Source organism: Mycobacterium sp. ST-F2 (assembly GCF_001905655.1).
GTDB lineage: Bacteria > Actinomycetota > Actinomycetes > Mycobacteriales > Mycobacteriaceae > Mycobacterium.
In genome coordinates, this window is the sequence record NZ_JMHT01000003.1 from 58,466 (window position 1) to 80,017 (window position 21,552).

The window sequence follows — 21,552 nt, forward strand, 5'->3', positions numbered from 1 at the left end:
AAATTACCGGTCGAGGCACCCCTCTAGACTTAGCGGTCGATTCAGACGTCAGAGGAGATATTCGTGTTGCGCAGCCACGCCGCCGGTTCGTTGCGGTCCACCGACGCCGGTCAGACGGTGACCCTGGCCGGATGGGTGGCGCGCCGGCGCGACCACGGCGGCGTCATCTTCATCGACCTGCGCGACGCCTCCGGGGTCTCCCAGGTGGTGTTCCGCGACGCCATGGTGCTGGAGCAGGCGCACCGGCTGCGCGCCGAGTTCTGCGTCGCGGTGACCGGCGTGGTCGAGGTGCGGCCGGAGGGCAACGCCAACAAGGACATCGCCACCGGTGACATCGAGGTGAATGCGGTGGCGCTCACAGTGTTGTCGGAGAGCGCCCCGCTGCCGTTCCAGCTCGACGAGACCCCCGGCGAGGAAGCTCGCCTGAAGTACCGCTACCTGGATCTGCGCCGCGAAGGCCCGGGCAACGCAATTCGGTTGCGCTCCAAGGTCAATGCCGCCGCCCGCGCGGTGCTCGACAAGCACGACTTCGTCGAGATCGAGACCCCGACCATGACCCGGTCGACCCCCGAGGGCGCCCGCGACTTCCTGGTGCCCGCGCGCCTGCAGCCAGGCTCGTTCTATGCGCTGCCGCAGAGCCCGCAGCTGTTCAAGCAGCTGCTCATGGTGGCCGGCATGGAGCGGTACTACCAGATTGCCCGCTGCTACCGCGACGAGGATTTCCGCGCCGACCGTCAGCCCGAGTTCACCCAGCTGGACCTCGAGATGAGCTTCGTGAACGCCGACGACGTCATGGGTGTCGCCGAAGAGGTGCTGGCGGCGCTGTGGAAGCTGATCGGCGTCGACCTGACGCTGCCGCTGCCGCGCATCAGCTACGAGGAGGCCATGCGCCGCTTCGGCTCGGACAAGCCGGACCTGCGCTTCGCCGTCGAGCTCGTCGAGTGCACCGACTACTTCAAGAACACCCCGTTCCGGGTGTTCCAGGCGCCCTACGTGGGCGCGGTCGTCATGCCCGGCGGTGCGTCGCAGCCGCGACGCACGCTGGACGGCTGGCAGGAGTTCGCCAAGCAGCGCGGCCACAAGGGTCTGGCCTACGTGCTCGTGGGCGAGGATGGCGAGCTGGGCGGCCCGGTGGCCAAGAACCTCACCGACGACGAGCGGGCCGGCCTGGCCGAGCACGTCGGCGCCAAGGTGGGCGACTGCATCTTCTTCGCGGCCGGCCCGGCCAAGGGCGCCCGTGCCCTGCTCGGTGCGACGCGCATCGAGATCGCCAAGCGCCTCGACATGATCGACCCCGACGCCTGGGCGTTCACCTGGGTGGTCGACTGGCCGATGTTCGAGTCCACCGACGCGGCCACCGCGTCGGGTGACGTGGCCGTCGGCTCCGGGGCGTGGACGGCCATGCACCACGCCTTCACCGCGCCGACGCCGGAGTCGGAGGACACCTTCGACACCGACCCGGGCGCCGCGCTGTCCGACGCCTACGACATCGTCTGCAACGGCAACGAGATCGGCGGCGGCTCGATCCGTATTCACCGCCGGGACCTGCAGGAGCGGGTGTTCGCGATGATGGGTATTGACAAGGATGAAGCCGAGGCTAAATTCGGATTCCTGTTGGACGCCTTCGCTTTCGGCGCCCCGCCGCACGGCGGTCTGGCCTTCGGCTGGGACCGCATCACCGCGCTGCTGGCCGGTGTGGACTCGATCCGCGACGTCATCGCGTTCCCGAAGTCCGGTGGCGGCGTCGACCCGCTGACCGACGCCCCGGCGCCGATCACCGCGCAGCAGCGCAAGGAGTCGGGTATCGACGTCAAGCCCGAGGCGAAGTAAAGAAGCTCCGCAACGCCGCAGCCATCTGGTCGCGGATGGGTACCCCGGACACGACCAGGTCGACCATCGTCGTCGACAGGTGGGTGTGGCCGCGGGCCTGGACGTGTTCGGTGGGCACGCCGGCCGCGGCCAGCGCGGCGGCGTAGGCGTTGCCCTCGTCGCGCAGCGGGTCGAACTGGCACGTCACCACCATCGCCGGGGGCAGGCCGGAGAGGTCGCCGCGCAGCGGAGCCCGGCGCGGATCATCGGCGGGTCCGTCGTACAGCTCGGCGAACCACTGCATGAGTGGCGTGGTCAGCCCGTAGCCCTCGGCGTTCTCCACATACGACGGGTACGGCTGCGCGTCGGTCACCGGCGTCAGCAGGAGCTGCCCACGGATGTGCGGGCCGCCGTGATCGCGCGCCCACTGGCACACGACGGCCGCGATGTTTCCGCCGGCGCTCCACCCGGCGACCGCCAGCCGGTCGGGGATACCGCCGAGCGCGGCGGCGTTGTCGGCGGCCCACTGCAGCGCGGCGATGCCGTCCTCGATGGCCGCGGGGAACGGGTGTTCCGGTGCATGCCGGTAGTTCATCGACAGGACGAGCGCATCGGCCCGCACGCACAGGTCGCGGCAGAGGGGATCGTCGGATGCGGCGTCGCCCAGTACCCAGCCGCCGCCGTGGAAGTAGACGACCACCGGGTGCGGCCGCGGCGTCGCCGGCCGGTACAGCCGGAAGTCGAGTTCGCCCGCGAATACACCGTCGATGATCTCGCCGACGTCCGGACCGGGTGGGCGCGCGGCATTCGCCTCGATCATGGCGGCGCGCGCCAGTTCGACCGGAAGTGATTCCAGCGGAGGCGGATTCATCAGAGCGACCATGTCCAGCATCGCCTGGACGTCCGGTTGCAGCCGCCGGACGACGCCGTCGTGGCACTGCGAACCGGCCGGTCCGGTCAGTTGGAAACCGAGGTAATCCTGGCCGACGACGTCGGCGCAGGCCGCGCCGTAGAAGTCGACACCTGCGGCGTAGGGCATGAAGACCTGAGCCTTGCCGGGGATGTTGGCACCGACGTACCACGAATCCGCTTGCGGGAACATGGTGATGGCGCCCGCGTCGGCGACGTGCTGCATCCAGCCGGCTTCGGCGGTCGGGGTCGGTTCGATGGTGTCGAAGCCGTGCTCGCGCAGATACGTCAGAGTGTCGGCGACGAGTTCGACGTGCTGTTCGATCGAGACCGCCATGTTGGACAGCACCGACGGGCTGCCCGGTCCGGTGATGAGGAACAGGTTCGGGAACCCGGTGGTGGTGAGGCCGAGGTAGGTCGACGGCCCTTGTGCCCATTTGTCTTTCAGGGTGATGCCGTCGCACCCGACGATGTCGATGGCCGTCACCGCGCCGGTGATGGCGTCGAAGCCGGTGGCGAGCACCAGCGCGTCGATGTCGAACGATTCGCCGACGGTCTCGACACCGCGTTCGGTGACACCGACCAGTGGCTGGGTCCGTAGGTCGACCAGGCGCACGTGCGCCTCGTTGAACGTCGCGTAGTAGTTGGTGTCCAGGCAGAGGCGCTTCGCGCCCACCGGGTAACCGGTGGGGCACAACATTTCTGCGATCTTCGGATCGTGGACCGTGGCGCGAATCTTGTCGCGGATGAAGTCGGCGTACGAGTCGTTGGCGGCGGGGTTGCTCATCAGATCCGAGAACATGTTGAGGGTTTCCAGGAGTTCGCCGATCTGCCAGGCGCGTTCGTAGCGCTGCCACCGGTAGACCTCGGGCACCGAGAACGTCGGGATCAGCGTGCGCTCCTGCGGCACCCCACCGAACGACGCGCGCGCTGCCGCGCGGTAGGCGGGCTCATCGGCCAGCGCCTCCTGCTTGTCCGGCGATACCGGTCCGTTGTGCGCCGGGATGGAGAAGCACGGCGTGCGCTGGAAGACGGTCAGTTGCGCGGCCTGCGCGGCGATCAGCGGAATGGACTGGATACCCGACGATCCGGTGCCGATCACCCCGACCCGCTTGCCGGTGAAGTCGACCGGCTCGTGCGGCCAGCGGTTGGTGTAATACGTTTCGCCCGTGAAGGTTTCGATGCCCGGGATGTCGGGCACTTTGGGGATCGACAGGCACCCCGTGGCCATCACGAGGTGGCGGCACGTCACGTCGTCGCCGGAGTCGGCGCGCACCCGCCACCGGTCACCATCCCAATGGGCACTGGTGACCCGGGTGCCGAGCGTGATGTCGCGGCGAAGGTCGAACTTGTCGGCGACGTGGTTCAGGTATCTCAGGATTTCCGGCTGGGTCGCGTACTTCTCCGACCACTGCCAGTCCCGTCGCCAATCCGGGTCGAAGCTGAACATGTAGTCGAGGCTGGGGATGTCGACGCGCGCGCCGGGGTAGCGGTTCCAGTACCAGGTGCCGCCGATGTCGTCGGCCGCCTCGAAGACGCGCACAGAAAAGCCGTGCTCGCGCAGTTTGTGGATCAGGTACAGGCCGGCGAACCCGGCTCCGACTACGACGGCGTCGACTTCGGACGTCATTGGCACCTCCGTCAATTCCACGCAAGTATCGCGCCGGGACGGGAACATTTGGGCCGGTTCGCGAGGTTGGGTCAGTCATGACCGAATTCACGGACGCCGCGTCCTTCCATGCCTTCAACGCCGCCATCGTCGACGAGTTCCGCGCCAACGGCGGCAAGGTGGGTGGCCAGTTCGAGGGCGGCAACCTGCTGCTGTTGCACACCACGGGTGCCAAGTCGGGTCAGCCGCGGATGTCGCCGCTGGCCTATCTGCCGGTCGACGGCAAGATCATCATCGTCGGCTCGAAGGCCGGTGCCGATACCAATCCCGACTGGGTGCACAACCTGCGGGCAAATCCCCACGCGCGCATCGAGATTGGTGAAGACCAATATGACGTCGCCGCGCGCGAACTGCCCGCGGACGAACGTGATGCCACCTACCCGCTCATCACGGCCGTGGCACCGCAGTTCGCCGACTACCAGGCGAAGACGTCACGCGTCATCCCGCTGTTCGAGCTCGTTCGCGCCTGAGTGTGGCCGCAGCCCCGGCAGAGCAGGGGGACGGATCTGCCGGGGCTGCGTCATTCAGGGTGTCTTTACAGCCGCTCGATGATGGTGGCGTTGGCCATGCCGCCGCCTTCACACATCACCTGCAGGCCGTAGCGTCCGCCGCGCTGATCGAGGGCGTTGACCAAGGTGCTCATGATGCGGGCACCGCTGGCGCCCAGCGGGTGGCCGATGGCGATGGCGCCGCCGTTGACGTTGGTCTTCTCGAGGTCAGCGCCGGTATCGGCCGCCCATGCCAGCACCACCGACGCGAATGCCTCGTTCACCTCGAACAGGTCGATGTCGGACAGCGACAGGCCGGACCGGGCCAGCACCTTCTCGGTCGCGGGGATGACGCCGGTCAGCATGTACAGCGGGTCCGAGCCGACGGCGGTCATGGTGTGGATCCGAGCGAGCGGCTTGAGGCCGTGGCTGCGGGCGAACGCGCCGCTGGTGATCATGACCGCCGCGCTGCCGTCGGACAGCGGCGACGAGTTGCCGGGCGTAATCTCCCAACGGATTTGGGGGAAGCGCGCGGCATAGGCGTCGCTGTAGAACGCCGGCTTCAGCCCGGACAGGGTCTCCACCGAGGTGCCGGGCCGGATGATCTCGTCGGCGGTCAGGCCGGCCACCGGCACGAGTTCATTGTCGAACAGCCCGTCCTTGGCGGCGCGCGCGGCCTTCTCGTGGCTGGCTGCCGAGAACTCGTCCAACTGAGTGCGCGACAGATTCCAGCGCGCCGCGATCAACTCGGCGCTGATGCCCTGAGGGACAAGGCCGTCGGGGTAGCGCTCGGCCAGGCCCACGCCGAACGGATTGCTGCCCGGCAGGACGGCGGTGCCCATCGGGACGCGGGACATCGACTCGACGCCTGCGGCGATCACCGCGTCGTACGACCCGGCCAGGACGCCCTGCGCGGCGAACGAGATGGCCTGCTGCGAGCTGCCGCACTGGCGGTCGACGGTGGTGCCGGGGACGCTCTCGGGAAAACCGGCACCCAGCAAGGCGCTGCGGCCGATGTTGGCGGCCTGATCGCCGGCCTGCGTCACGGCGCCCGCGATGACGTCGTCGACCAGAACCGGGTCGACGCCCGTGCGTTCCACGACCGACCGCAGGCTGTGGGCCAGCAGATCGGCGGGCAGGACGTCGTGCAGCGCGCCGTTGGCCTTACCCTTGCCGACCGGCGTGCGTACCGCCGCGACGATCACGGCGTCGCGGTCTGTGTATCCGGACATCAAATCCTCCTGAGTATTGCTTCCTATACCCAGATCTAACAGCTGAGTACAGTCGGATCAACCCAGCGGTAGAGTGATTCGCATGACAGTGCTGCAGGGTGTCCTCGCCGACCGCGACAAGTGGTCGGCCGTCGGCCAGTGCGCCATCGAGAAGACGATGTCGCTGGTCGGCACCAAATCCGCCATGCTGCTCCTGCGCGAGGCCTATTACGGCACAACGCGTTTCGATGACTTCGCCAAGCGGGTCGGGATCACCAAGGCGGCCACGTCGGCCCGGCTGGCCGAGCTGGTGGAGGCCGGCCTGCTGACCAAACAGCCCTACCGCGAGCCGGGACAGCGCAGCCGTGACGAATACGTGCTGACCCAGGCGGGCACGGACTTCATGCCGGTGGTGTGGGCGATGTTCGAATGGGGCCGGCAGCACCTGGGTGACACCGGCCTGCGGCTGACCCACCTGGGTTGCGGGGCCGACGCCACCGTTGAGATCCGCTGTGCCGAGGGACACGAGGTCCCGCCCGACGAGCTCGGGATGAAGCTGGCCCGGCGCCGCGGTCGGTAATCTTCGGCCGTGCTGCATCTGCGTGTGATCACCCCGCCGGACCTCACCGAGTCGGTGCTCGATCTCTACCGGCACCACGGCGGCATTGCCAACGTGGTGGCCCACCCGGGCGCGGCGATCGATCCGCGGGGTGACGTGATCACCGCCGACATCGCCCGCGAAGCCGCCGATGGGCTGATCGGCGGGCTCAGGGCGCTCGGTATCGATCAGGACGGCGCCATCACCATGGAGGTGCTCGACACCGTGCTGTCGACCGCCGCCTATCGCGCCGAGGACGAGATCGACGGTGACGGGGAAGACGCGGTCGTCTGGGACGAGCTGGTGCTGCGCACGCGCGAGCAGAGCAGCCTCGGCATCTCGTACCTGGCGTTCCTGTGCATCGCGTGTCTGCTGGCTGCCGTCGGCGTGCTGACCGACTCGGCGATCACCGTCGTCGGAGCCATGGTGGTGGGCCCCGAGTTCGGACCACTCGCCGCGCTGGCGGTGGCCGTCGTGCGGCGCAAGGGTTACCTGGCCCGGCGCGCGGCGGCGGCCCTGCTCATCGGATTTCCGGTGGCGATGGTCATCACAGCATTGGCCACGCTCGGGTTCGAGGCGCTGGGCTGGGTGACGTTGCGCAGCACTCATGAACTCCAGAACGTCGACTTCATCTTCCAGGTCGGGCCGTTCTCGTTCGTGGTGGCTCTGCTGGCCGGTGCCGCGGGCATGCTGTCCCTGGTGACGTCGAAATCAGCTGCGCTGGTTGGGGTTTTCATCTCGGTGACGACGATTCCCGCCGCCGGCATGGCAGTCGTCGCGGCGACCACGCGCGACTGGGACGTGGCTCTGGCATCGGCCGGCCAACTGGCGGTCAACATGGTCGGCATCGTGGCGGCGGGGGTGCTGGTCCTGGCCGGCTACAACCGGGCGCGCCGCCGCTAGCTTTCTCCACCCTGCGACCAGCCCGTTCTTGTGGTGGGATCGATCGCTATGGCAATCAAGGTGGCGCTGGAGCACCGCACCAGCTACACGTTCGACCGGCTGGTCAAGGTATATCCACATGTGGTGCGGCTGCGCCCGGCGCCGCACTCACGCACCCCGATCGAGGCCTACTCGCTGACTGTCGAACCGGCCGACCACTTCATCAACTGGCAGCAGGACGCCTTCGGTAACTTCGTGGGACGCTTGGTCTTTCCGAACCGCGCCACCAGCCTCAGCATCACGGTCGGGCTGATCGCCGACCTCAAGGTCATCAACCCCTTCGACTTCTTCATCGAGGAGTGGGCCGAGACCGTCCCGTTCGCCTACCCGGACAATCTGCTCGAGGACCTCAAGCCCTACCTGCGCCCCGTCGACGATGCCGACGATCTGACGGCGCACTGGGTCCAGAACTTCGACGTGGTGCCGGGCACGGGCACCATCGACTTCCTGGTGTCGCTGAACCGGGCGGTCAACGCCGACGTCGGTTACAGCGTCCGCCTCGAAGCCGGTGTCCAGACGCCGGATTTCACGCTGCGCACCGGCATCGGCTCCTGTCGAGACTCCGCCTGGCTCCTGGTCGCGATCCTGCGGAAGATGGGCTTCGCGGCCCGCTTCGTCTCCGGCTACCTGGTGCAGCTGAGCGCCGACATCGAGGCGCTCGACGGGCCGTCGGGCCCCGTCGCCGACTTCACCGACCTGCACGCCTGGACCGAGGTCTACATCCCGGGCGCCGGCTGGGTCGGTCTGGACCCGACCTCGGGCCTGCTGGCAGGGGAGGGCCACATCCCGCTGTCGGCCACGCCGCACCCCGAGTCGGCCGCGCCGATCACCGGTGCCGTCGAGCCCTGCGAATCCACCCTCGATTTCGTCAACGTGGTGACACGGGTGCACGAAGACCCGCGCGTCACCCTGCCGTACACCGAACAGGCGTGGGAGTCGATCCAGGCCCTCGGCGCCGTCATCGACGAGCGGATGGCCGAGCGCGATGTACGGCTGACCGTCGGCGGTGAACCCACCTTCGTCTCGATCGACAACCAGACCGACGCGGAATGGAACACCGCTGCCGACGGGCCGCACAAACGCACACTCGCCTCGGCACTCACCGCGCAACTGAAAGACGCCTGGGCGCCCGGTGGGCTGGTACAGCGGAGCCAGGGCAAGTGGTATCCGGGAGAGCCGTTGCCGCGCTGGCAGATCGGTCTGATGTGGCGCACCGACGGGACACCGCTGTGGACCGATCCCGGGCTGTTGGCCGATCCGTGGTCCGGCGAATCCCACGCGGTGGCACCGGACGTGGACCGCCTGCTGCTCACCGAGATCGCCACCGGGCTCGGGCTGCCGGACAGCCAGGTGCGTCCGGCGTATGAGGACGCCCTCGCTAGGTTGGCCGACGCCGTGCGCCGGCCGGACGGGGACCCGGTCACCGACGACCTGGCGGACGACGGCGCGGCACAGCGGAAAGCCCTGGTGGACAAGCTGGATGCGGCCGTGACCGAACCCGCCGCGCACGTCCTGCCGTTACACCGGCGCGACGATGACACCGGGTGGGTCTCGGCCGACTGGCAGCTGCGCCGTGGGCGAGTTGTCCTGACTGCCGGCGATTCACCCGCGGGGCTGCGGCTGCCGCTGAACTCGATCAGCTGGCAGTCGCCGCGGCCGGTGCCCGACGCCGATCCGCTGGCGCCGCGGCGGGCACAGGTCGCGCCGCGGCCCGCGGCGGTCGTCAGCGCCGACGGCGCACCGACCACCGCCCTGGTGGCTGAGGTGCGCGACGGCCTGTTGTACGTATTCCTGCCGCCAACAACAACATTCGATGATTTCGCCGATCTGATCGGATGGATCGAGAAGGCCGCCGCAAACCTCGGCGTGCCCGTCGTCATCGAGGGCTACGGACCACCGTCCGACCCGCGGCTGCAGCAGATGACCGTCACCCCCGACCCGGGCGTCATCGAGGTCAACGTGGCGCCCACAGCCTCGTTCGCCGAGCAGGCCGCACAACTGGAGACCCTGTACGAGGCGGCCCGGCAGGCGCGTCTCGGCACCGAGGCCTTCGACGTCGACGGCACCCACGGCGGCACGGGCGGCGGCAACCACATCACCCTCGGCGGCACCACACCCGCCGACTCACCGCTGCTGCGCCGGCCCGACCTGCTGGTGTCGATGCTGACGTACTGGCAACGGCACCCGGCGCTGTCATACCTGTTCTCCGGCCGGTTCATCGGGACGACGTCGCAAGCCCCCCGCGCCGACGAGGGGCGCATCGAGGCACTGTACGAGCTGGAGATCGCGTTCGCGGAGATCGACCGCGTCGCTCAGGACGGACCCTGGATCATCGACCGTGCCCTCCGGCACCTCCTGACCGACATCACCGGCAACACGCACCGTGCCGAGTTCTGCATCGACAAGCTCTACAGCCCCGACAGTGCCCGCGGCCGGCTCGGCCTGCTGGAACTGCGCGGCTTCGAGATGCCGCCGCATTTCCAGATGGCCATGGTGCAGTCGCTGCTGGTGCGGTCGCTGGTCGCCTGGTTCTGGGACGAGCCGCTGCGTGCCCCGCTCATCCGGCACGGCGAGAACCTGCACGGCCGATACCTGCTACCGCACTTCATCATTCAAGACATCGCCGAGGTAGCCACCGACCTGCGGGCGCACGGCATCGAATTCGACACCAGCTGGCTGGACCCCTTCACCGAGTTCCGCTTTCCCCGGATCGGCAGCGTGATCCTGGACGGCGTCGAGATGGAACTGCGTGGCGCCATCGAACCGTGGAACACCCTGGGCGAGGAGTCCACCGGCACCGGCACCGCCCGCTACGTCGACTCCTCGGTGGAGCGGCTGCAGGTCCGGCTGGTCGGCGCCGACCGGCACCGGTACCTCGTGACGGTGAACGGCCATCCCATCCCGCTGCTGGCCACCGACAACCCCGACGTCCAGGTCGGCGGCGTCCGATACCGGGCCTGGCAGCCACCGAGCGCGCTGCACCCGACCATCACCGTCGACGGGCCGCTGCGGTTCGAGCTGATCGACGGGTTCACCGGGTTCTCCAAAGGCGGCTGCACGTACCACGTCTCGCACCCGGGCGGGCGCGCATACGACACCCCACCGGTCAATGCCGTCGAGGCGGAGTCTCGGCGCGGTCGCCGTTTCGAAGCCATCGGATTCACCCCTGGCACGGTCGATCTGGCCGATCTCAGGGAGAAGCGGGCCCGCCAATCCACCGACGGCGGTGCGTCGGGCGTCCTCGATTTGCGCCGGGTGCGTACCGTTCTGCGGTAATGGTTCTCCGTACACACAACCCCCCAGACCTGGCCGAGGATGCGGCGCCCGTCGGCGACCCACTCGCCGGGTATCGGGCCGACCGTGCCCAAGCGCCGTTGTTCGACGTCCGTGACGTGGCCGGTGCCGGTTACGACGAACTGATCGATGAGTCGGGCGCCATCCGGCCGGCGTGGCAGGAACTGACCGACTGCGTCCGTGACCGCGGTCGGACCGGCCTGGACCAGTTGCGTGGCGTCGTCCGCGAACTCGTCGACAACGACGGCATCAGCTATGTGCAGGTCGACCGTGACGGCGAGGCCGTCGTCGATGTCGACGGCTCGCCGGTGGTGGACACCTGGCAGCTCGATGCCCTGCCACTGGTGATGTCCTCGGCGGACTGGCGCACCCTCGAATCCGGACTGGTCCAGCGTTCCCGGCTGCTCGACGCGGTGCTCACGGACCTGTACGGGGCGCGCCGCGCCATCACCTCCGGAGTGCTGCCACCGGAGTTGCTGTACGCCCATCCCGGTTACCTCCGGGCCGCGCGCGGCATCGCGGTGCCGGGCCGCCACCAGCTGTTCCTGCACGGCTGCGACGTCAGCCGCCAACGCGACGGTGGCTTCTCGGTGAACGCGGACTGGACCCAAGCGCCCTCGGGGGCCGGGTACGCGCTCGCCGACCGGCGGGTCGTCGCACACGCGGTGCCCGAGCTGTACGAGAAGGTGGCTCCGCGTCCGGCGTCGCCCTGGGCGCAGGCCCTGCGGCTGGCGCTGATCGATGCGGCGCCGGAAGCCGCTCGGGAACCGGTGGTCGTCGTGCTCAGCCCGGGCAGTCATTCCGAGACCGCGTTCGATCAGGCCTACCTGGCCAGCGTGTTGGGCTTCCCGTTGGTGGAGAGCGCCGACCTGGTGGTGCGCGACGGCCAGCTCTGGATGCGCTCGCTCGGCACCCTCAAGCGCGTTGACGTCGTACTGCGCCGGGTGGATGCCGAGTACGCCGATCCCCTGGATCTGCGTCCGGACTCCCGCCTCGGTGTGGTCGGCCTGGTCGAGGTGCTGCGTCGCGGCGCGGTGACGGTGGTGAACACGCTGGGCAGCGGCATCCTCGAAAGCCCCGGCATCACCCGCTTCCTGCCGGAGTTGGCCGAGCTGCTCACGGGGGAGACCCCGGAACTGCCGAGCGCCCGATGTTTCTGGGGCGGCATCGACGCCGAACGTTCGCATCTGTTGAGCAAACTGTCCACTCTGCTGATCAGGCCGGTGACCGGCGGCCCGGCGATTGTCGGCCCCGCCCTGTCCACCGCCAAACGGGCCGAGCTGGCGGCCCGGATCACCGCCGCCCCGTGGCAATGGATGGGCCAGGAACTGCCCGAGTTTTCCACGGCCCCGATCGACCTACCGCCCAGCGGACTGTCCGCCGGCAGCGTCGGGATGCGGCTGTTCACCGTCGCCCAGCGTGGGGGATACGCGCCGATGATCGGCGGGCTCGGTTACGTGCTGGCGCGGGGGCACGCCGCATACGGCATGGAAACCGTTGCCGCCAAGGATGTCTGGGTCCGATCTGACCGGGCCGCGGTGGTGCAGGCGCAGCCGGTCGAACTGCCCGCCATGACGGCGAGCCCGACCCGCGCCGTGAGCTCGCCCCGCGTGCTGTCCGACCTGTTCTGGCTGGGCCGGTACGCCGAACGTGCCGAGTTCACCGCGCGACTGCTCACGGTCACCCGCGAGCGCTACCACGAATTCCGTTACCGGCGGGATCTCGGCGGCAGTGACTGCGTGCCGGTGCTGCTGACCGCGCTGGGCCGCATCACCGGCACCGACACCGGTGCCGACGGCGACTACGCCGAACAGCTGGCCATCACGCCGACGACGTTGTGGGCGCTCACCGCGGACCGGCACCGCCCGGGTTCGCTGGCGCAGTCCGTCGAACGGCTGGGCCTGGCTGCGCGCGCGGTCCGCGACCAGATGTCGAACGACACCTGGATGGTGCTGGCCGCCGTCGAACGTGCCGTGCTGCAGCCATCCGACCGGGCCCGGCAGCGCCAGGGCACGCCGCTGGCGCCGCCGAACTCGAAGACCAAGGGCGAGGCGTACCTGTCCACGGCGCCCAGCCAGACCCTGGCGGGGATGCTGGCCCTGTCTGGCGTGGCGGCCGAATCCATGGTCCGCGATGTGGGCTGGACGATGATGGACATCGGCAAGCGCATCGAGCGCGGTCTCGGCCTCACCGCGCTGCTGCGGGCGACCCTCACCACCGCCCACGGCGCCGAGACTGAACGGACCGTCAGCGAGTCGGTGCTCGTGGTGTGTGAATCGGCGGTGATGTACCGCAGGCGCATGCTGGGACAGGTGAGCGTGGCAGCCATCGCCGACCTGGTGTTGTTCGACGAGGAGAACCCGCGGTCGCTGGCCTTCCAGTTCGAGCGGCTGCGTGCCGACCTGAGGGCACTGCCGTCGTCGACCGGGTCGACGCGCCCGGAACGGATGATCGACGAGATCGCCGCGCGCCTGCGGCGTCAGGACCCGGCCGACCTGGAGCACGTCACCGACGAGGGGCGGCGCGACGAACTCGCCGAGCTGCTCGACAGCATGCACAGCGATCTGCGGGAGTTGTCCGAGCTGATCCACGCCGCGCACCTGGCACTGCCGAGCGGCATGCAGCCCCTGTGGGGCCCCGACGAACGGCGGCAGATGCCATGACGCGTGAATACCAGGTCACCCATCGCACGCGGTACCGGTACTCCGATGTGGTCACCAGCTCATACGGCCGCGGGTTCCTCACCCCACGCGACAGCGGTCAGCAGCGCTGCCAGTCGTATCGGTTGAACATCGATCCCGAGCCCGCCGACCGCTCCACGAGCCGGGACGCCTACGGCAACATCAGCTCGTATTTCCATGTGACAGAACCACATCGCGAACTCGTCGTGACGGGGCGCAGCATCGTGGAGGTCGACGCGCCGCCCGCCGAGTGGTACACGGCGGGAGCTGCCGCGGCGCCGTGGGAGGACTCCCGGCCTGCCGGGCCGGACGGTGCGCTGGCCGCAGAATTCGTGCTGGACCTGAAGTCCGCGGAGATCACCGACGCGGTAAGGGCTTACGCCGCACCGAGTTTCGCTCCGGGGCGGCCGCTGATCGAGGTCGTGCGCGACCTGAACTCCCGCATCTTCGCCGACTTCACGTACCGGTCCGGGTCGACGACGGTGTCCACCCGGGTCGCGGAGGTGCTGGCGGCCCGCGAGGGGGTGTGTCAGGATTTCGCGCGCCTGGCCATCGCCTGCCTGCGCGCCAATGGCCTTGCCGCCAGCTATGTTTCGGGCTATCTGGCCACCGACCCGCCGCCGGGCAAGGAACGCATGGTGGGCATCGACGCCACGCACGCGTGGGCCTCGGTGTGGACGCCGGAGGACCGGTGGCTGGGCTTGGACCCGACCAACGACCAGATGGTCGACGAACGCTACATCGTGGTCGGGTTCGGCCGTGACTATGCCGACGTCCCGCCACTGCGCGGCATCATCTACACCGACTCGGACAGCAGCATCATCGATGTCTCGGTGGACGTGGCACCGCTTGCCGGAGGCCCGCTACGTGCGTGATTTCAACTGCCCCAACTGCGGTCAGCGCCTGTCGTTCGAAAACTCCGTGTGCCTGGGCTGCCGCAGCGCGCTCGGCTTCTCGCTGGAGGACATGGCGCTGCTGGTGATCGCGCCGCCGGACAGCAGCGACCACGCCGGTGCGGTGGCTTCGACGGACTACCAGCTGTGCGCGAATCTGCATCTGGCCGAGTGCAATTGGCTGGTGCGCGTGAGTCCGGTGGCGCAGCTGTGCGCATCGTGCACCTTGACCCGGACCCGTCCCGCCGACGACGACACCAAAGCCATGGCGGCCTTCGCCACCGCCGAGCAGGCCAAGCGCCGGCTCATCGTCGAACTGTCGGAACTGGGCCTGTCGACAGAGGGCCTGGCCTTCGACCTGTTGTCCAGCGAACGGCAGCAGGTGCTCACGGGTCATCAGAACGGCGTCATCACCCTGGACCTCGCCGAGGGTGACGACGTGCACCGCGAACAACTGCGCATCGCCATGGCCGAGCCGTACCGAACGTTGTTGGGCCACTTCCGTCATGAGATCGGGCACTACTACTTCTACCGGCTGGTGCAACCGTCCTCCGCGGCCGTCGCGCGCTTCACAGAGCTGTTCGGGGACCCCGACGCCGACTATCAGGCGGCGCTGGACCGGCACTACCGCGACGGTGCGCCCGCCGGTTGGGAGCGGCAGTACGTGTCGTCCTACGCCACGATGCATCCTGCCGAGGACTGGGCCGAGACGTTTGCGCACTACCTGCACATCCGGGATGCCCTCGACACCGCGGCGGCCTTCGGTTTCGCACCCGCCGGCGCCACATTCGAGCGGGGGGTGCTGGGCCCCAGCGGATTTGACACCCTCATCGAGCTCTGGCTGCCGCTGGCCTGGGCGCTGAACATGGTCAACCGGTCCATGGGCAAGGACGATCTGTACCCGTTCGTGTTGCCGGCCGCGGTGCTCGAGAAGATGCGATTCATCCATACGGCGGTGGACGAGGCCCGCGCCACCCGCGCGGCGCGTTGACGCGGCCCACGGCGATAGGACACGATCGCGCCCATGATGCGTGTACGGGTGGGGGCAGCGGTGCTGGTGGGTCTGGCGGCTCTGTCGCCGGCTGCGTGTAGCTCGAAGACCACGGTCAAGGGTGACGACGCCGCCAAGCAGGTGGTCAAGCTGGTCTCGGACCAGAACAAGTTCACCCCCACCGACGTGAAGTGCCCGTCCGACGTGGAGGCCACCAAGGGCGGCCAGTTCGACTGCCACTTCACCGGCCCGCGCAACGTGCCGTACGTCGCACACATGAAGATCGTCAAAGTCGACGGCGAGCGCATCACGTGCGACATCAAGGTCGAGAAGGCTCCGTAACCGGTCTGTGATGAAAACGGCGTTGGCGCAACCGGATCTGGGTTTCTAGGATCGGTGCCGTGAGCGACCGATACGGATCCGATGTGCTGGCCCGCAACCCGAACGCCAGGAAGCGTTCGACCGAGCAGCCCGCCGAGAAGGGGCTTGTGGTCGAGTGCGCCACGACGGGCTTCGTTGGCGCCGTCATCTCGGTCGAGTACGGCCGGATGGTCCTCGAAGACTTCGACGGTTACCGCAAGCCGTTTCCCATCGGCCCGGGTTACCTGATCGACGGCAATCCCGTCATCCTCACCGCGCCGAAGCGCACCGCGCCTGCCGCCCCCACCCGCACCGCGTCGGGTTCGGTTGCGGTGCAAGGACATCGGACCCGCACCGCACTGGCCAGCCGCATCTACGTGGAAGGCCGTCACGACGCCGAGCTCGTCGAACAGGTGTGGGGCCACGACCTGCGGGTCGAGGGCGTCGTCGTCGAATACCTCGGCGGTGTCGACGATCTGGCCGCCATCGTGCGCGAGTTCCAGCCGGGGCCGGGCCGTCGGCTCGGTGTGCTGGTCGACCACCTGGTGTCGGGGTCGAAGGAGGCGCGCATCGCCGAGCAGGTGCGGCGCGGCCCAGGCGGCGAGCACACCCTGGTGGTGGGCCACCCGTTCATCGACATCTGGGAGGCCGTCAAACCGGCCCGGATCGGTCGTGAGAAGTGGCCGGTCATTCCGCGCGGCATCGAGTGGAAGCACGGCGTGTGCGACGCACTGGGCTGGCCGCACGCCGAGCAGGCCGACATCGCGCAGGCCTGGCAGCGCATCCGCGGCCGCGTGCGGGACTGGAACGACCTGGAGCCGGCGCTGATCGGACGGGTCGAGGAGCTCATCGACTTCGTGACCGCACCTGCCGACTGAACCACCGGTCGGTGCGGCGTGGTAAGCCTGAACCGTGTCTGACGGGCTGTTCGATGTAGGGGGCGACCCCGACGTGTCGGCCGGCGTCCCCACCCAGGCACCCCTGGCGGTGCGGATGCGGCCGGCCGGCCTCGACGAGGTCGTCGGCCAGGACCACCTGCTCAAGCCGGGGTCGCCGCTGCGCCGCCTCGTCGAGGGCTCGGGCGCGGCCAGCGTCATCCTCTACGGGCCGCCCGGCACCGGCAAGACCACGCTGGCGTCGCTGATCTCCGGGGCCACCGGGCGCCGGTTCGAGGCGCTGTCGGCGTTGTCGGCCGGCGTCAAGGACGTCCGTGCCGTGATAGACGAGGCCCGGCGCAGCGCCGTCCATGGCCGTCAGACCGTGCTGTTCATCGACGAGGTGCACCGCTTCTCCAAGACCCAGCAGGACGCCCTGCTGGCCGCCGTGGAGAACCGCGTCGTGCTGCTGGTGGCGGCGACCACGGAGAATCCATCGTTCTCGGTGGTGGCGCCACTGCTGTCGCGGTCGCTGATCCTGCAGCTGCAACCGCTGACGGCCGACGCCGTGCGGACCGTCGTGCAGCGGGCGATCACCGATCCGCGCGGCCTGGGCGGTGCCGTCGAGGTCGACGACGACGCCGTCGCGCTGCTGGTGACGCTGTCGGCAGGTGATGCCCGACGGGCGCTGACGGCGCTGGAGGTCGCCGCAGAGACGGCCGGAGACGGGCCGGTGTCCATTGAAGTCATCGAGCAGTCGCTCGACAAGGCTGCCGTGCGCTACGACCGCGACGGTGACCAGCACTACGACGTCGTCAGCGCGTTCATCAAATCGGTGCGCGGCTCGGACGTCGACGCGGCACTGCACTACCTGGCCCGGATGCTGACCGCGGGGGAGGACCCGCGGTTCATCGCGCGCCGCCTGATGATCCTGGCCAGCGAGGACATCGGCATCGCCGACCCGACCGCGCTGCCGACAGCGGTGGCCGCCGCGCAGACCGTGCAGCTCATCGGGCTCCCGGAGGCCCAGCTCACCCTGGCCCACGCGACGGTGCACCTGGCGACGGCGCCGAAATCCAACGCCGTCACCGTCGCCCTCGGGGCGGCGATGGCCGACATCAAGGCCGGCAAGGCCGGCATGGTGCCCGCACATTTGCGGGACGGGCACTACGCCGGCGCCGCCGCACTCGGCCACGCCCAGGGCTACAAGTACGCGCACGACCACCCGGGTGGTGTTGCGGCGCAACAGTATCCACCCGATGAGCTGGTCGGCGTCGACTACTACCGGCCCACCCCGTACGGGGCGGAACGCGAGATCGGCGGCCGCCTGGAGAAGCTGCGCGCCATCATCCGGCGCAAGCGTTAGACCAGTTCGGGCACCCGCAGGTGGGCGATCGCCAGATCGAATGCGCAATCGGCGATCTCCGACGCCCCGGCGGCCTGCACCGATTCGACCTTCAGCGCCGTGGCCTGCTCCCAGTAGTCCTCCATCAACTCGCGGGTGCGGAAGGACGCCGACGACACCGCATGGCCCGAGCCGCGGTCGACGAGCAGGCTGGCGCTGCAGAACCCGGGCAGGTGCTCGATCTGCCGCAGCACGGTGTCGCGGTAGTAGTCGATGCCGGCCTCCATGAGATCCGGCGGCACCGTGAGCCAGGTGGCCCGCACGCACGCGCCGTTACCGTGCTCACGGTGCAGGACGGCGATCTCCCACTCCTCGACCAGCGGGGCGCCGCCGCCGAAGCGTTCGGCGGCGAGATTGCGGAGCCGGCGGCCCTCTCCGGCGCTGTAATGCAGGGCGTCCTCGGACTCCCACGCGCTGGTGGCGATGCACCGGCCGGTGCCCCGGTCGACCATCAGGGACAGGCCGACGGAACCGGGAAGTTCCTGCAGCACCGGCATGACCTCGTCGCGGATATAGGCGACGCCGGCATCGATCTGATCAGGGCTCGCCATCATCGTGGTAGAACGTGCGAACACGGTCCACCCCCTCTTTGTTCAGGGCGGCGCTCCGGTGGCGCCACCGGATAGAGACAACTGTCCGCCGCGGCGGCGCTGGGCACAAGGCCGACCGGTACTGTTATGCGGGCAACTATCCGGTCCCCAGACGGACAACAGAAGGACAACAGCACGTGCAGACACACGAGATCAGGAAACGATTCCTCGATCATTTCGTGAAAGCGGGCCACACCGAGGTGCCGAGCGCATCGGTGATCCTGGACGATCCGAACCTGTTGTTCGTCAACGCCGGAATGGTGCAGTTCGTGCCCTACTTCCTGGGCGACCGCACCCCGCCGTACGACAAGGCGACCAGCGTCCAGAAGTGCATCCGCACACCGGACATCGACGAGGTCGGTATCACCACCCGGCACAACACCTTCTTCCAGATGGCCGGCAACTTCTCGTTCGGCGACTACTTCAAGCGCGGCGCCATCGCGCTCGCCTGGGATCTGCTGACCAACCCGGTGTCCGAGGGCGGCTACGGCTTCGATCCCGAAAAGCTCTGGGCCACCGTCTATCTCGATGACGACGAGGCCATCGGGCTCTGGGAGGAGATCGCCGGCCTGCCGCCCGAGCGCATCCAGCGCCGCGGCAAGGCCGACAACTACTGGTCCATGGGCATTCCGGGACCCTGCGGCCCGTGTTCGGAGATCTACTACGACCGCGGTCCCGAGTACGGCATCGACGGTGGCCCCGAGGCCAACGAGGACCGCTACATCGAGATCTGGAACCTCGTGTTCATGGAGAACGAGCGCGGCGAGGGCACCAGCAAGACCGACTTCGAAATCCTCGGCCCGCTGCCACGCCAGAACATCGACACCGGCATGGGTGTCGAGCGCATCGCGTGCCTGCTGCAGGGCGTCGACAACGTCTACGAGACCGACCTGGTCCGTCCGGTGATCGACCTGGTTGCAAGTATCGCGCCCCGCGGCTACGGTGCCGGCAACCACGCTGACGACGTGCGCTACCGCGTCATCGCCGACCACAGCCGCACTGCCGCGATCATCATCGGCGACGGCGTCACCCCGGGTAACGAAGGCCGTGGCTATGTGCTGCGCCGCCTGCTGCGCCGCATCATCCGGGCCGCCAAGCTGCTCGGTGTCGAGCAGCCGATCATGAGCGACCTGATGGCCACTGTGCGCGACACCATGGGTCCGTCGTACCCGGAGCTGGTCACCGACTTCGAGCGGATCAACCGCATCGCGGTCGCCGAGGAGGCCGCCTTCAACCGCACGCTCGCGGCGGGTTCGCGGCTGTTCGAGGATGCCGCGGCGGCCACCAAGGCCGCCGGCAAGACCGTCGTCTCCGGCAGTGACGCCTTCACGCTGCACGACACCTACGGGTTCCCGGTCGAGCTGACGCTCGAGATGGCGGCCGAAGCCGGCCTGTCCGTCGACGAAGAGGGCTTCCGTGGCCTGATGGCCGAGCAGCGCGCACGTGCCAAGGCCGACGCCGCGGCCCGCAAGCACGCGCACGCCGATCTGTCCGCCTTCCGCGACCTGGTCGACGCCGGCCCTACCGAGTTCACCGGCTTCGATGAATTGACTTCCGAGGCAAGGATTCTCGGCATCTTCGTCGACGGCAAGCGGGTTCCGGTGGTGACGCACGGCACCGAAGGTTCCGACCGCGTCGAGCTCGTTCTGGACCGGACGCCGCTGTACGCCGAGTCGGGCGGCCAGATCGCCGACACCGGAACCATCACGGGCACCGGCTCCTCGGCCACCGCCAAGGCCGCGGTCACCGATGTGCAGAAGATCGCCAAGTCGCTGTGGGTGCACACCATCAACGTCGAGTCCGGCGAGTTCGTCGAAGGCGACACCGTGACGGCCGCGGTCGATCCCACGTGGCGCCACGGCGCCACCCAGGGCCACTCGGGCACCCACATGGTGCACGCCGCGCTGCGACAGGTGTTGGGCCCCAATGCCGTTCAGGCCGGCTCACTGAACCGTCCAGGCTACCTGCGCTTCGACTTCAACTACCAGGGCGCGCTGAGCGACGAGCAGCGCACTGCGGTCGAGGAGGTCACCAACGAGGCGGTGCAGGCCGACTTCGAGGTGCACACCTTCAACGAGAAGTTGGAGAAGGCCAAGGCGATGGGCGCCATGGCCATGTTCGGCGAGTCCTACCCGGATGAGGTCCGCGTCGTCGAGATCGGTGGACCGTTCTCCATGGAGCTCTGCGGTGGTACCCACGTCCAGCGCTCGGCGCAGATCGGCCCGGTCACCATCCTCGGCGAGTCGTCGGTGGGTTCGGGTGTGCGTCGCGTCGAGGCGTATGTCGGGCTCGACTCGTTCCGGCATCTGGCCAAGGAACGTGCCCTGATGGCCGGCCTGGCATCGTCGCTGAAGGTGCCCTCGGAAGAGGTGCCCGCGCGCGTGGCCACCCTGGTCGAGAAGCTCAAGGCCGCCGAGAAGGAACTCGACAAGGTCCGGCTGGCCGGTGCCAAGGCTGCCGCCGCCAACGCCGCGGCCGGTGCCGAGGTGATCGGCAAGGTCCGCGTCGTCGCGCAGCGGATGGCCGGTGGGTTCTCCGGCGGTGACCTGCGGACCCTGGCCGGTGACATCAAGGGCAAGCTCGGCTCGGAGCCGGCGGTGATCGCGCTGATCGCCGACTCCGGTGAATCGGTGCCGTACGTGGTGGCCGTCAACGCCGCCGCGCAGGACCTCGGTTTGAAGGCCAACGAACTGGTGCAGCAGCTGGGCGCCGCCGTCGGTGGTCGTGGTGGTGGAAAGGCCGATCTGGCACAGGGTTCCGGCAAGGAGGCAGCGGGTATCGACGCGGGTCTGGCCGCGCTACGCGCTGAGCTGGGCCGGAGCTAGCTTTGGCCGATA

The 21,552-nt window shown here is 68.8% G+C and carries 15 protein-coding genes; 12 read left to right on the forward strand and 3 right to left on the reverse strand.

The annotated features are described in order from the left end of the window. The first annotated feature begins 57 nt into the window (after positions 1-57). The gene (gene aspS, locus EB75_RS01200) at positions 58-1,830 is read left to right on the forward strand and encodes an aspartate--tRNA ligase (protein ID WP_168175960.1); all 1,773 of its coding nucleotides are present in this window, start codon (positions 58-60) and stop codon (positions 1,828-1,830) included. On the opposite strand, the gene EB75_RS01205 is transcribed toward aspS, so the two are convergent. Continuing rightward, positions 1,811-4,348: a flavin-containing monooxygenase gene (locus tag EB75_RS01205; protein WP_286150038.1), complete on the reverse strand. Its 2,538-nt coding sequence runs from the start codon at positions 4,346-4,348 to the stop codon at positions 1,811-1,813. The genes aspS and EB75_RS01205 overlap by 20 nt on opposite strands. Positions 4,349-4,425: 77 nt before the next feature. Between EB75_RS01205 and EB75_RS01210 the strand changes: the two genes are divergently transcribed. Further along, complete coding sequence (locus EB75_RS01210; protein WP_073693664.1) at positions 4,426-4,857, forward strand: nitroreductase family deazaflavin-dependent oxidoreductase; 432 nt, start codon at positions 4,426-4,428, stop codon at positions 4,855-4,857. Between the two features lie 65 nt (positions 4,858-4,922). On the opposite strand, the gene EB75_RS01215 is transcribed toward EB75_RS01210, so the two are convergent. After that, on the reverse strand, positions 4,923-6,107 hold the full coding sequence (locus EB75_RS01215; protein WP_073693665.1) for a thiolase family protein: 1,185 nt from the start codon (positions 6,105-6,107) through the stop codon (positions 4,923-4,925). 82 nt (positions 6,108-6,189) lie between these two features. Here EB75_RS01215 and EB75_RS01220 point away from each other — a divergent pair, with 82 nt between their 5' ends. From EB75_RS01220 to EB75_RS01260, 9 genes are read left to right on the forward strand one after another with little or no spacing between them, the layout of a single operon-like run. Then, positions 6,190-6,666 (forward strand): winged helix-turn-helix transcriptional regulator, encoded by a 477-nt coding sequence (locus EB75_RS01220; RefSeq protein WP_073693666.1) that lies wholly within the window; start codon positions 6,190-6,192, stop codon positions 6,664-6,666. Between the two features lie 9 nt (positions 6,667-6,675). After that, entirely contained in the window at positions 6,676-7,587 is a 912-nt protein-coding gene (locus tag EB75_RS01225; RefSeq protein ID WP_073693667.1) for a DUF389 domain-containing protein, read from the forward strand. A 48-nt stretch (positions 7,588-7,635) separates the two neighbouring features. Continuing rightward, positions 7,636-10,902 carry a transglutaminase family protein gene (locus EB75_RS01230; protein ID WP_073693668.1) on the forward strand — a complete coding sequence of 1,089 codons (3,267 nt, stop codon included), beginning with the start codon at positions 7,636-7,638 and terminating at the stop codon, positions 10,900-10,902. After that, a complete protein-coding gene (locus tag EB75_RS01235; protein ID WP_073693669.1) occupies positions 10,902-13,583 on the forward strand; it encodes a circularly permuted type 2 ATP-grasp protein in 2,682 nt (893 codons plus the stop codon). Before EB75_RS01230 ends, EB75_RS01235 begins: the two co-directional genes overlap by 1 nt. Continuing rightward, on the forward strand, positions 13,580-14,476 hold the full coding sequence (locus EB75_RS01240; RefSeq protein ID WP_073693670.1) for a transglutaminase family protein: 897 nt from the start codon (positions 13,580-13,582) through the stop codon (positions 14,474-14,476). The genes EB75_RS01235 and EB75_RS01240 overlap by 4 nt, the downstream gene beginning before the upstream one ends. Further along, entirely contained in the window at positions 14,469-15,485 is a 1,017-nt protein-coding gene (locus tag EB75_RS01245; RefSeq protein ID WP_073693740.1) for a zinc-binding metallopeptidase family protein, read from the forward strand. The genes EB75_RS01240 and EB75_RS01245 overlap by 8 nt, the downstream gene beginning before the upstream one ends. Positions 15,486-15,518: 33 nt before the next feature. Continuing rightward, positions 15,519-15,827 carry a DUF4333 domain-containing protein gene (locus EB75_RS01250; RefSeq protein WP_286150039.1) on the forward strand — a complete coding sequence of 103 codons (309 nt, stop codon included), beginning with the start codon at positions 15,519-15,521 and terminating at the stop codon, positions 15,825-15,827. A gap of 59 nt (positions 15,828-15,886) precedes the next feature. Next, positions 15,887-16,723, forward strand: coding sequence for a DUF3097 domain-containing protein (locus tag EB75_RS01255; RefSeq protein WP_073693671.1), 837 nt, complete (start codon positions 15,887-15,889; stop codon positions 16,721-16,723). Between the two features lie 34 nt (positions 16,724-16,757). Next, positions 16,758-18,086 (forward strand): replication-associated recombination protein A, encoded by a 1,329-nt coding sequence (locus EB75_RS01260; protein ID WP_073693672.1) that lies wholly within the window; start codon positions 16,758-16,760, stop codon positions 18,084-18,086. Here EB75_RS01260 and EB75_RS01265 read toward each other — a convergent pair. Then, positions 18,083-18,700, reverse strand: a complete 618-nt coding sequence (locus EB75_RS01265) for a hypothetical protein (protein ID WP_073693673.1) — start codon at positions 18,698-18,700, stop codon at positions 18,083-18,085. The genes EB75_RS01260 and EB75_RS01265 overlap by 4 nt on opposite strands. A gap of 152 nt (positions 18,701-18,852) precedes the next feature. Between EB75_RS01265 and alaS the strand changes: the two genes are divergently transcribed. After that, positions 18,853-21,540, forward strand: coding sequence for an alanine--tRNA ligase (gene alaS / locus EB75_RS01270; RefSeq protein ID WP_073693674.1), 2,688 nt, complete (start codon positions 18,853-18,855; stop codon positions 21,538-21,540). Positions 21,541-21,552 lie beyond the last annotated feature (12 nt).

What these genes read in the sequence shown, in the direction of transcription:
- EB75_RS01215 (WP_073693665.1), bottom strand. Translation starts at nt 6,107, where the DNA reads ATGTCCGGATACACAGACCGCGACGCCGTGATCGTCGCGGCGGTACGC.
- EB75_RS01240 (WP_073693670.1), top strand. Translation starts at nt 13,580, where the DNA reads ATGACGCGTGAATACCAGGTCACCCATCGCACGCGGTACCGGTACTCC.
- EB75_RS01250 (WP_286150039.1), top strand. Translation starts at nt 15,519, where the DNA reads ATGATGCGTGTACGGGTGGGGGCAGCGGTGCTGGTGGGTCTGGCGGCT.
- EB75_RS01220 (WP_073693666.1), top strand. Translation starts at nt 6,190, where the DNA reads ATGACAGTGCTGCAGGGTGTCCTCGCCGACCGCGACAAGTGGTCGGCC.
- EB75_RS01205 (WP_286150038.1), bottom strand. Translation starts at nt 4,348, where the DNA reads ATGACGTCCGAAGTCGACGCCGTCGTAGTCGGAGCCGGGTTCGCCGGC.
- EB75_RS01235 (WP_073693669.1), top strand. Translation starts at nt 10,902, where the DNA reads ATGGTTCTCCGTACACACAACCCCCCAGACCTGGCCGAGGATGCGGCG.
- EB75_RS01210 (WP_073693664.1), top strand. Translation starts at nt 4,426, where the DNA reads ATGACCGAATTCACGGACGCCGCGTCCTTCCATGCCTTCAACGCCGCC.
- EB75_RS01230 (WP_073693668.1), top strand. Translation starts at nt 7,636, where the DNA reads ATGGCAATCAAGGTGGCGCTGGAGCACCGCACCAGCTACACGTTCGAC.